Below are 10,928 nucleotides of genomic sequence, written 5' to 3'. Positions count from 1 at the left end.
ATGCCCGGATCCGGTGATCGCGCGGATGTGCCGCCTGCCACATCGCCCGCGCGACGGGGAGGTGGGCCGACTCGAAGGATCACTGCGGACGAGATCCTCGACCACCCGTGACGGATTGTCGGAATTAACCGCACATGGAACGATTTCCCAGGATGAGTTGACACACCCTCACCCAAACGGACCCCCCAACGGGCGCCATCTCATATCTGAGATAGCCTCACCCTCATGTCAGACGACTACCTCGTACGTATCGGCAAGCTCATCCGCGACGCCCGGCAGCACCGAGGCTGGACTCAGGCCCAACTCGCGGAGGCGCTCGGCACCAGCCAGAGCGCCGTCAATCGCATCGAGCGCGGCAATCAAAACATCAGCCTTGAGATGATCGCTCGAATCGGTGAAGCCCTGGACAGTGAGATCGTCTCACTGGGCTACGCGGGCCCGATGCATCTCCGGGTGGTCGGCGGCCGCCGGCTGTCCGGCGCCATCGACGTCAAGACGAGCAAGAACGCGTGCGTCGCCCTGCTGTGCGCCTCGCTGCTCAACAAGGGCCGTACGGTCCTGCGCCGGGTAGCCCGTATCGAGGAGGTGTACCGCCTGCTGGAGGTCCTCGGCTCGATCGGCGTGCGCACCCGCTGGATCAACGACGGCGTCGACCTGGAGATCGTGCCGCCGGCCGAGCTGGACCTGGAGGCGATCGACGCGGAGGCGGCCGTACGGACGCGCTCCATCATCATGTTCCTCGGCCCGCTGCTGCACCGCATGGACCGCTTCAAGCTGCCGTACGCCGGTGGCTGCGACCTCGGTACGCGCACCATCGAGCCGCACATGATCGCGCTGCGCCGGTTCGGTCTGGAGGTCGCCGCGACCGAGGGCCAGTACCACGCCGTGGTCGACCGCGCGGTGCGCCCGAGCCGTCCGATCGTGCTGACCGAGCGCGGGGACACGGTGACCGAGAACGCGCTGCTGGCGGCCGCCCGCCACGACGGCGTCACGGTCATCCGCAACGCGTCCTCCAACTACATGGTCCAGGACCTCTGTTTCTTCCTGGAGGCGCTGGGCGTCCGCGTCGAGGGCATCGGCACCACCACGCTCACCGTGCACGGCGTCCCGGACATCGACGTCGACGTCGACTACTCCCCCTCCGAGGACCCGGTCGAGGCGATGAGCCTGCTGGCCGCGGCCGTGGTGACGGAGTCGGAGCTGACGGTGCGGCGCGTGCCCATCGAGTTCCTGGAGATCGAGCTCGCGGTCCTGGAGGAGATGGGCCTCGAACACGACCGCAGCGCCGAGTACTTCGCCGACAACGGCCGTACCCGCCTCGTGGACCTCACCGTCCGCCCCTCCAAGCTCGAAGCGCCGATCGACAAGATCCACCCCATGCCCTTCCCGGGCCTGAACATCGACAACGTCCCGTTCTTCGCGGCCATCGCGGCGGTCGCACAGGGCCAGACCCTGATCCACGACTGGGTCTACGACAACCGCGCGATCTACCTCACGGACCTCAACCGCCTGGGCGGCCGCCTGCAACTCCTCGACCCGCACCGAGTGTTGGTCGAAGGCCCGACCCGCTGGCGCGCGTCCGAGATGATGTGCCCGCCCGCCCTCCGCCCGGCGGTGGTCGTCCTCCTGGCGATGATGGCGGCGGAGGGCACGTCCGTGCTGCGCAACGTGTACGTCATCAACCGGGGTTACGAGGACCTCGCGGAGCGCCTGAACTCGATCGGGGCGCAGATCGAGATCTTCAGGGACATCTGACGGCCTCTCGCGACACGCGACGCCCCTCCCTGGCTGCGTTTTCGCTACTGGGGAGGGGTGTCGCGCATCTCCAGCTCATTGGCCCCCGCCGGTCAACCCCGCCGGAACCAAGCCGTGTTCACCCGGTCCCCCCGGAGCAGCGTGTCCAGGTGGCCCGCCCCGTCCGCGATGGAGATGACGCGGTACTTGTCGTCGTGGAAGACCCACACCCAGGTCTGGCCGCCGGCGCGGAAGCGGCCGGGGATCACATGGCAGGCATCGACCTTGGTGACGCCTTGCAGGGAGGGCCACTTGGTGAGGTCGCGGTCGCCGCGTTCCAGGGTGTCGGTGTGCATCGGGCCGTCGGCGATGGACACGAGGCGGTAGCGCTGGCCCTGGGGGGTGGTGTGGAAGAGCCAGTAGTACGACTTGCCGCCCTCGACGCGGAGCATGTCCGGCACCGGCAGGACCGCGTCGACGCGGGTGACGCCCTGGAGCGAGTTCCAGTTGCTCAGCGGGCGGTCCGGGCCGACGCGGAGGGTGGAGTGGCGGTCGTTGTGGTCGATGTTGATACGGCGGTAGACCTGGGCGCCGCCCCTCGTGTGGAAGAGCCAGTAGCTGCTCTCGCCGTTCACGGACTGCTCGTCGGGCACGGGCACGATGGCGTCGACCCGCTCGACGCCATCCAGCGCGGGCCAGGTGCTGAGGTTGCCGACCGTGTCGATGACGACGCCCGTGCGGTCGTCGCTGTCCGTCGTGAGCGCGGCGAGTTCGGTGGCGCCGGTGCCGATGGCGCGGATGGTGGGGCCGGTGAAGGTCCAGTACCGGCCCTCCGTGTCCGGCCACGCGAGCACCTCGTCGACCGGGCCCGGCCGTACGGGCGGCTCCTGGGAGCGGGACTCGTCGCCGTACGTGCCTGTGCTGCCGTACGTGCCCGTCCCGCCGTACGTGCCTGTTCCGCCAGACGTGCCCGTCCCGCCGTACGTGCCTGTTCCGCCAGACGAGCCCGTGTTCCCGTTCGGGACCGGCCCCTCCAGGCGGCCCTCGGTGAGGCGGCGCAGGGTGCTGAGGGAGGGGGTGAAGGAGTAGAGGGAGCCCTCGGTGGTGACGAAGGGCTTGAAGTGGAGGGGTGTCGTCTTCAGGTCGCCGTTGACGCGGCTCTCGAAGCTGACCTCGCCCTCGGCGACCCCGGGGAGCTGGCCGCTGATCATGGGGTCGGGGCCGGGTTCGTTCTCACGGTCGTGCGGGAAGTCGGGGTCGTTGACCCAGTCGGCCTGGATGAACTCGAACTGCCGCACCAGGTCGGCCTGGTAGCAGATGAAGAGCAGGCCGCGGGCCTCGTCGGGGCCGCCGGCGTCGTCGTTGGTCGGGTCGAAGGGGGCGCCGTAGGGGATGCCGCGGCGGATGATGCGCCGTACGTCCATGAACTTCTCGTCGACGAGTTCCCCCTTGTCCACCAGTCCGTCGCGCGGGTTGGTCTTGCGCAGGTGGGAGAAGAGCGGGGTGATCACGCCGTCACGGTCGTCCCGGAAGCTGATGTCGTTGTCCGGCTCGGTGCCCGCCGCGGGCGGCATGTCGGGGTGCTTGGCGACCGAGGCGCCACAGCGCCAGCGGCCCACCAGCCGGGCGGCGAGCCATTCGGTCCTCTGCCGCTCGCCCACCACCTTGGCGTCCCGCAGCTTGCGCAGCTCGGTGTCGACCTGCGCCCACCAGCCGGGGACGTCCTGGGCGAGGCGTCGTACGACGTGGAAGGAGCCGTCCTTCATCCAGCCGGGGACGCCCTCGGGCAGGCCGTCGCCGGTGGCGCCGAGGACGAACTGCTCGGCGGGGATGGGCCGGGCGCCGTTCACCAGTTCCTTGTCGTCGAAGCCCGCCACGGCCGGTTCGCTGACGCCGTCCTTGAAGCCGAAGTGCTCCTTGCCGCGGCGCTTGCCGGGCAGTGTCGCGCCGTGCTGCTGGTGGACGATCACCGCTCCGGCCCGGGAGGCGGCCTCCAGCTGCCGGTTCAGCTCGGTGGTGCGGTCGCCGTCGAGGTCGGCCGCGATGGTGAGCACGGCGTGCACGACCGGGTTGTGGCCGGCGCCGAAGCTCCAGTGCTTGGGGTCGTTGCGTCCGGTGTCGCCGAGGGCGGGGGCGCGGGGCGCCGAGCCCTGGACGAACGCCTCGACCGTGGAGCCCGGTCGCACCTCGGAGAACACCTGGTCCTTGGCGGTGAGGAACTGGAGTCCGGAGTGGGTGAGGCTCAGGCCGAGCCAGGTGGCGTTGAGGTTCTTGGGGTCGTCACCGGCGGAGTTGCGGCGGGCCTCGCTGAACTTCGCGTTGAAAGCGGCGACTTGCTGAGTTGTGGCGATCCGGGGGACGAGCTCCGCCAGCCACGCTCGGGCGGCCGCCATGTCGCCGAACTGGAGGAAGAGCAAGGACATGTAGTCCTTCTTGAACCCGGCGAGGATGTCGCCCTGGATCTCTGTACTGTCGCGCAGCTGCGCTTGAGCAGCCATGGAACTCCCTTGGGGTGTCGGGGCGGGAGGGGACCGGGCGGGCCCGGGCGGCGCCGTGGGGAGCGTCGCCCGGGCATCCGGCGGCAGGGGACGGTCGGGTCGGGGCGTCGGCGCGTCAGGCGCCGGGCCGCAGCTGCACCCACTGGGCGATGCTGGGCACGCCCTTGTCGTCGAGCAGGAACAGCATGTAGAAGCCGGGAGGCGAGTCCTTGGCGGACTGCGGGGTGCGCAGGACGAGCTTGTTGCCGGCCCGGCTGGTGATGGGCAGCTCCAGACGCCGCTGGCTGGTGTCCACCGAGTGCGTGGAGGTGATGGGCGCCATCAGGACGGCCTTGGCGACCCGTTCTGGGGTGCCGGTGCTGACCCGCAGGTCGGAGTCGTAGGCCTGCGCGCCGCGCGGGACGCTGGTCAGGGTGGGGCGGGCGCCCTGGTGCAGGTACGGCGGCTCGTAGATCTCGATGGTGCCGTTCATCCCGGAGTTGATGTCGGGGTTGTTGGCGATCTGCTGGAGCTCGTCGCCGGTCACCATGATGCGGCCGTCCGGCAGCAGCACCGCGTTGGAGTGGTAGCCGCGCGGCAGCCGCTGGACCGGGCCGAGCCGCCAGGCGCCGTCGAGGCCGCGCAGTTCGGTCTGGCGGTACTTCTCGTCGGCGTTGGGGTTGTACAGGCCGTTGCCGTAGTCGCGGATGTCGTAGCCGCCGTTGACGGTGAACAGGCGGCCGTCGGGGAAGATCAGCGTGTCGTCCTGGGTGCGTCCGAAGTGGCGGGGGCTGTCCTCGCTCCAGCGGCCGTCGCTGAACTTGTACGTCTTGGGGTCGTTGCGGTCGCCGCCGAGGATCAGCGCGGAGTCGGGGCCGCTGGTGCCGTTGGGCAGGGCGACCGCGGAGCCGTAGTTGCGCATGCCGCCGCCGGGGCGGTTGCGCAGCGGCTGGCTGGTCTCGGTCTTGGGGTCGAAGACGAACTGCTCGTCGGCGTTGCGGCCGAAGCCGTAGATCCTGCCGTCCTTCAGGGAGAACAAGTGCGGGTAGTCCGCCATGTACTCGGCGTTGACGGGCCACTGGTCCAGCGCCTGGCCGTTCGGGGTGCTGCCCGGGTCGTACGAGACGGAGGTGCCCTTGGCCGGGAAGCGCTCGATGGTCTTGGAGAGCTTGCCCCAACCGACGTCGCCGTGACCGGAGGTGATGAACTGCCGCCCGTCGGCGCCGGTGACGACGGACGGGTACCAGCGGCCCTCGGCCATGTCCTGCTGCCGGTGCCAGGTCTCGGTCCAGGGGTCGAAGACGAGGGCGAGGTGGGCGCCGGTGCCGTGGTTGCCTCCGAGGTTGCCGCCGAAGATACCGACCATGCCGTTGGGCAGATAGGCGTGTCCGGCGCAGAAGACCGGTGCGGGGCGCGGTTCGTCGAGCCCGTCGTCCATGTCGACGACGGGTGGCGGTACGGCCTCGAAGGCCTCGGGGCCGTATCCCACGGACGGGTCCCAGAGGTAGGCGCGTCCGGCGTTGTCGCGGCCGATGACCTCGGTGGGCGCCGTCTCCTTGTTGGGGCTGTCCTCGACGGCCTCGAAGGAGAACAGCAGGATCTTGCCGGTGGGCAGCAGGGCGACGTGGTCGCCGTAGTCGGGACTGGAGAAGTACTCGCTGAACTTGCCCGAGACCGCGGGCGAGAACGAGGCGTTCTGTTCCTGCTGCGAGTCGGCGAGCCGCTTGAGGCTCCGGGTGCGCATCGGCTGCGGGTAGCCCCGGTCGACGGCGCGCAGGCCGATGCGGTCGCGGGCCAGCTGTTCGGCGCGGTCCTCGCCGAGAGCCTTGGCCTCCTCGGGGCGGACCTCCTTGTCGATCTGTTCCTCGGTGATGCGCACCCCGTGCGGGAACACATCGGCGGGGCGGGCGGTGGACGGCAGGGGAACCTGGTGCGAAGGGGCTGCTCCGACGGCCGGGGCGGTGACGGACAGGACGATCGCGGCACAGCCCGCCGCGAACGTCCACCTCCCTCTGCGGGACATGGGGACTCCTCATGGAGACACGCGGGTGCCCCGGCCGGCGCGTGCCGGAGCGGAACAACCACGGAGAGTGACGGAACGGCGTCAGTTAATCACGGAGCGTAGCCAATATGGACCGTTTGCTCGAAAGGCGGACTGTTTTGCCCCGATGGGGTGTAACGCTGCGTGTTCGCCGGAGGCACGATCACCGCGACGGCTGCAATGGTCGCGACCAGTCCCCCTGCCCCCTTTGAGGAGTGGAGCGTCTTCATGCCCACCGCACGTACCGTCCTCACCGCGACCGTGGCCGCGACGGCCCTGCTCGGCTGCGCCGTCGCGCCGGCCGCGGCCCTGGCGGACCCGCCCCAACCGCCGCGCCACCTCTCGAAGTTGATCCGCGGGGGTGCCGACGGCCGGCCGCACGAGGTGTTCTGCCCGTCCATGCAGCACATCTACAGCGGCGGCTTCACGCTCACCGCCGCGAGCGGCACGCGCCTTTCGACGGAGCCGGCCGACGTGCTCGAGAGCCGCCCGAACGACCATGCCACCGGCTGGATCGTCACCGTGCGCAAGGCCCAGGTGTGGCGCTACCGCCACCACCGCTCGGGCCCGGCCGACCTGACGGTCCACCTCGCCTGCACGGACGACACGATGATGCACGGCGCCTGAGCGCTCGCGGACATGCCGAGGGGGCGGGAGTGGGGTGAACGACCCCGACTCCCGCCCCCTTCGGCGTACTTGGGAGACGTACTTGGGAGACGTACTTGGGACGGGTGCGCTCAGGAGGCGACGAGCGTCACGTCCTGCCCGCCGGTGGCGTGGAAGGCCGGCAGCGGCAGACCGCCCTGCGGGCGCAGTTCCATGAGCGTGAGGTCGACATGGGCCGTGCCGGGCGCGAGCTGGTCCGTCGGGACCTGGCCGGAGTTCTCCCAGCGGTGCTCGGCGCCGTCGCACACCGCCGCCGTGCCGCCGATGCCGTGGCGGACCGACGACGAGCCCTGGCTGACCGAGGAGCTGACGAACACCGGTCCCGTGCTGCCGGTGCAGCGGTAGGTGCCGGACAGGATGACGGTGCCGCCCGGCGTGATGCGGCCGGTGGGGTCGACGGCCACCGTCTCGTTCGGGGCGGCGGTCGCGGGGGCGACGGCACAGGCGGCGAACAGCAGCGCGGCGGCGCCGACGGCCGCGCCGAGAGCGGGGCGTGCGGGCATGGGGGTACCTCCCGAGCGTGGGGTGGATCGGGGCTTCACCAGGTACTTACCGGCCGCCCTTGATCCGGTCACCGACCGTCACCCCATTGGCGGCACATCACGCGCACCCCTGGAATCCCGCACGCGCCGCCGACCACCGTCGCCGTACACGGCGCTACGGCAGCACAGCGAAGCCGTCGATCTCCACCAGCGCCTGCTCGTCCCACAGGCGTACGACCTCCACGACCGCCATCGCCGGATAGTCCTGGCCCGCCAGCCGCCGCCAGATACGGCCGAGTTCGGCGGCGTGGGCCCGGTAGTCGGCGACATCGGTGGCGTAGACGGTGACGCGGGCGAGGTCGGCGGGGGCGGCGCCGGAGGCGTGCAGGGCGGTGAGGAGGTTGGTGAGCGCCTTCTCGAACTGCTCGGGCAGGCCGTCGCCCTCGATCTTGCCGTCGGTGTCAAGGGCGGTCTGGCCCGCCAGGAAGACCAGCCGGGTGCCGGTGGCGACGACGGCGTGGGAGAAGCCGCGGGGCGGGGAGAGGTCCGGCGGGTTCAGTCGCTCGGTCGTCACGGAACCTCCGGGGTGGGGTGCGGGGTGGCGTACAACTCCTTGGCGATGATGCCGCGTTGGACCTCGCTGGCGCCCTCGTACACGCGCGGGGCGCGCACCTCGCGGTAGAGGTGTTCGAGGAGGTGGCCGCGGCGCAGGGCGCGGGCGCCGTGCAGCTGGACGGCCGCGTCGACGACGTACTGGGCGGTCTCGGTGGCGAGCAGCTTCGCCATCGCGGCGCGCTTGGGGACGTCCGGGGCGCCCCGGTCGTACGCCGACGCCGCCGCGTACACCATCAGGCGGGCCGCGTCCGTACGCAGGGCCATCTCGGCGACCTGGTGGGCGACGGCCTGGAGGTCCCGTAACTTGCCTCCGAACGCGTCCCGTTCACCCGTGTGCGCGAGCGTGGCGTCCAGGGCCGCCTGGGCCATGCCGACCGCGAAGGCGCCGACGCTCGGACGGAAGAGGTTGAGCGTGCCCATCGCGACGCGGAACCCCCGGTCCACCTCGCCGAGCACGTCGTCGTCGGCCACGGGGACGGCGTCGAAGCGCAGGCTGCCGATGGGGTGCGGGGAGAGCATCTCCAGGGCGGTTCCGGTGAGGCCGGGGCGGTCGGCGGGGACGAGGAAGGCGGTCACCCCGCGGGCGCCGGCGCCGGGGGTGGTGCGGGCGAACACCGTGTAGAAGTCGGCCTCGGGGGCGTTGGAGATCCAGCACTTCTCCCCGGTGAGCCGCCAGCCCCGGGACCCGTCCGGCTCCGCCCGCAGCTCCAGCGCCGCCGCGTCCGAGCCCGCCCCCGGCTCGCTCAGCGCGAAGGCGGCCACCGCCGTGCCGTCGGACACGCGGGGGATCCAGTGGGCGCGTTGGGCCGGGGTTCCGTGGGCATGGACCGGATGGGCGCCCAGGCCCTGGAGGGCGAGGGCGGTCTCGGCCTCCGTGCAGGCGTGGGCCAGGGACTCCCGCATCAGACAGAGGTCGAGGGCCCCGGAGGTGAACAGCCGGGACAGCAGCCCGAGTTGGCCGAGTTCGACGACGAGGGCCCGGTTGACGTGGCCGGGCTCGCCCTTCTCGGCGAGCGGGCGCAGCCGTTCGGCGGCGAGGGTGCGTAGCTCGGCGCACCAGGCGGTCTGTTCCGGTTCGAGTGAGAATGCGGGCACGTGCCGTTCCTCCCTCCACGACGGGTCGTCCACGCTCGACGTTCCCGTCCCGACGATCCCGTAGGGACGATATCGCGCCCTGTTGACTGTCGTCACCAACACGATACGCTCCCGATGCGAACCGCGAGCCCAGCCCAGCCCAGCCCACCACGAGCCAGCAGGCACGAGCCCATCAGGCAGGGGGCGAACCGCCATGAACGTCTCGGCCCACGTCGACACCTTCGCGCGCGACCACCTCCCGCCCCCGGACCAGTGGCCCGAACTCAGCTTCACGCTGCCGGAGCTCGGCTACCCCGACCGGCTCAACTGCGCGGCGGAACTCCTGGACCACGCCGCCCCCGACCGGCCGGTGTTCCACTCCCCCGGCGCCCCGTCGTGGACGTACGGCGAGCTGCGCGTCCGCGTCGACCGCATCGCGCACGTCCTCACCGGCGAACTCGGCGTTGTCCCCGGCAACCGGGTCCTGCTGCGCGGCCCGACGACGCCCTGGCTCGCGGCCTGCTGGCTGGCGGTGCTGAAGGCGGGCGCGGTCGCCGTCACCGTGCTGGCCCAGCAGCGGCCGCACGAGCTGGCCACCGTGTGCGAGATCGCCCGGGTGGAGCACGCGCTGTGCGACGTCCGGGCCGTCGACGACCTCGTCAAGGCGCAGGTCCCGGGGCTGCGCATCACGACGTACGGCGGCGAGGCCGACGACGACCTGCTCAGCCGTCCGGCGCCCGAGGACCCGTACACCGCCGTGGACACCGCGGCCGACGACGTGGCGCTGATCGCGTTCACCTCCGGCACGACCGGACGGCCGAAGGGGTGCATGCACTTCCACCGGGACGTGCTCGCCATCGCGGACACCTTCTCGAAGCACGTACTCAGACCGCACGCCGACGACGTCTTCACGGGGAGTCCGCCGCTCGGCTTCACCTTCGGCCTCGGCGGGCTCGTCGTGTTCCCGATGCGGGTCGGCGCCAGCTCCCTGCTGCTCGAACAGGCAAGCCCGCGACACCTGTTGCCCGCGATCGCCGAACACCGGGTGTCGGTGCTGTTCACCGCGCCGACGGCGTACCGCGCGATGCTCGACGGGCTCGACGGCCACGACGCCTCCTCCCTCAGGCGCTGTGTGTCCGCCGGCGAGAACCTGCCCGAGGCCACCTGGCGCGCCTGGCACGCGCGCACCGGGCTCGGCATCATCAACGGCATCGGCGCCACCGAGCTGCTGCACATCTTCATCTCCGCCGCCGACGAGCACATCAGGCCCGGGACGACGGGCGTCGCCGTGCCCGGCTGGCAGGCGCGCGTGCAGGACGCGCTCGGCAATCCCGTGCCGGACGGCGAGCCGGGGCTGCTGGCCGTGCGCGGGCCGGTCGGCTGCCGCTATCTGGGCGACCCGCGGCAGCGGGAGTACGTGCGGGACGGGTGGAACATCACCGGCGACACCTACGTGCGCGAGCCCGACGGCTACTTCCGCCACGTCGCCCGCGCCGACGACATGATCATCTCGGCCGGGTACAACATCGCGGGCCCCGAGGTGGAGGACGCCCTCCTGCGTCATCCAGACGTGGTCGAGGCGGCGGTGATCGGGCGGCCCGACGAGGCCCGCGGTCATGTGGTGATCGCGTACGTCGTCCTGCGGGACGGCGTGCGGCCGGACACCGGGGCGTTGCGCGCCTTCGTCAGGTCCGAGCTGGCGCCGTACAAGTGCCCGCGCGAGATCGTCGTCCTGGACGCGCTGCCGCGCACGGCGACCGGCAAGCTCCAGCGGTTCCGCCTGCGCACACCGGCGACGACCAGCGGTGATGGTGACCAGCAGTGATACCGACGCCCTAA

General features: G+C 71.3%; 8 protein-coding genes. 3 read left to right on the top strand and 5 right to left on the bottom strand.

The annotated features are described in order from the left end of the window. Positions 1-225 precede the first annotated feature (225 nt). The gene (locus QFZ74_RS24375; RefSeq protein WP_307622949.1) at positions 226-1,755 is read left to right on the top strand and encodes a UDP-N-acetylglucosamine 1-carboxyvinyltransferase; all 1,530 of its coding nucleotides are present in this window, start codon (positions 226-228) and stop codon (positions 1,753-1,755) included. 92 nt (positions 1,756-1,847) lie between these two features. On the opposite strand, the gene QFZ74_RS24370 is transcribed toward QFZ74_RS24375, so the two are convergent. Both QFZ74_RS24370 and QFZ74_RS24365 read right to left on the bottom strand, forming a co-directional pair. Continuing rightward, positions 1,848-4,232 carry a Dyp-type peroxidase gene (locus QFZ74_RS24370; RefSeq protein WP_307622948.1) on the bottom strand — a complete coding sequence of 795 codons (2,385 nt, stop codon included), beginning with the start codon at positions 4,230-4,232 and terminating at the stop codon, positions 1,848-1,850. A 115-nt stretch (positions 4,233-4,347) separates the two neighbouring features. Continuing rightward, the gene (locus tag QFZ74_RS24365; protein ID WP_307622947.1) at positions 4,348-6,234 is read right to left on the bottom strand and encodes a galactose oxidase early set domain-containing protein; all 1,887 of its coding nucleotides are present in this window, start codon (positions 6,232-6,234) and stop codon (positions 4,348-4,350) included. 246 nt (positions 6,235-6,480) lie between these two features. Between QFZ74_RS24365 and QFZ74_RS24360 the strand changes: the two genes are divergently transcribed. Next, complete coding sequence (locus tag QFZ74_RS24360) at positions 6,481-6,879, top strand: hypothetical protein (protein WP_307622946.1); 399 nt, start codon at positions 6,481-6,483, stop codon at positions 6,877-6,879. A 110-nt stretch (positions 6,880-6,989) separates the two neighbouring features. Here QFZ74_RS24360 and QFZ74_RS24355 read toward each other — a convergent pair whose 3' ends face one another. The 3 genes from QFZ74_RS24355 to QFZ74_RS24345 all read right to left on the bottom strand — a co-directional run bounded on the left by QFZ74_RS24355 (position 6,990) and on the right by QFZ74_RS24345 (position 9,110). After that, positions 6,990-7,421, bottom strand: coding sequence for a DUF6299 family protein (locus tag QFZ74_RS24355; RefSeq protein ID WP_307622945.1), 432 nt, complete (start codon positions 7,419-7,421; stop codon positions 6,990-6,992). Between the two features lie 154 nt (positions 7,422-7,575). Then, positions 7,576-7,974: a RidA family protein gene (locus QFZ74_RS24350; protein ID WP_307622944.1), complete on the bottom strand. Its 399-nt coding sequence runs from the start codon at positions 7,972-7,974 to the stop codon at positions 7,576-7,578. Then, a complete protein-coding gene (locus tag QFZ74_RS24345) occupies positions 7,971-9,110 on the bottom strand; it encodes an acyl-CoA dehydrogenase family protein (protein ID WP_307622943.1) in 1,140 nt (379 codons plus the stop codon). Before QFZ74_RS24345 ends, QFZ74_RS24350 begins: the two co-directional genes overlap by 4 nt. Before the next feature lie 193 nt (positions 9,111-9,303). Here QFZ74_RS24345 and QFZ74_RS24340 point away from each other — a divergent pair, with 193 nt between their 5' ends. Then, positions 9,304-10,914, top strand: coding sequence for an AMP-binding protein (locus QFZ74_RS24340; protein WP_307622941.1), 1,611 nt, complete (start codon positions 9,304-9,306; stop codon positions 10,912-10,914). The last annotated feature ends 14 nt before the right edge of the window (positions 10,915-10,928 follow it).

It is taken from the genome of Streptomyces sp. V3I7 (assembly GCF_030817495.1).
GTDB lineage: Bacteria > Actinomycetota > Actinomycetes > Streptomycetales > Streptomycetaceae > Streptomyces.
Note: the sequence above shows the minus strand (reverse complement) of the source record. Positions and strands in the feature narration are given on the sequence as shown.

What these genes read in the sequence shown, in the direction of transcription:
- QFZ74_RS24375 (WP_307622949.1), top strand. Translation starts at nt 226, where the DNA reads ATGTCAGACGACTACCTCGTACGTATCGGCAAGCTCATCCGCGACGCC.
- QFZ74_RS24370 (WP_307622948.1), bottom strand. Translation starts at nt 4,232, where the DNA reads ATGGCTGCTCAAGCGCAGCTGCGCGACAGTACAGAGATCCAGGGCGAC.
- QFZ74_RS24365 (WP_307622947.1), bottom strand. Translation starts at nt 6,234, where the DNA reads ATGTCCCGCAGAGGGAGGTGGACGTTCGCGGCGGGCTGTGCCGCGATC.
- QFZ74_RS24360 (WP_307622946.1), top strand. Translation starts at nt 6,481, where the DNA reads ATGCCCACCGCACGTACCGTCCTCACCGCGACCGTGGCCGCGACGGCC.
- QFZ74_RS24355 (WP_307622945.1), bottom strand. Translation starts at nt 7,421, where the DNA reads ATGCCCGCACGCCCCGCTCTCGGCGCGGCCGTCGGCGCCGCCGCGCTG.
- QFZ74_RS24340 (WP_307622941.1), top strand. Translation starts at nt 9,304, where the DNA reads ATGAACGTCTCGGCCCACGTCGACACCTTCGCGCGCGACCACCTCCCG.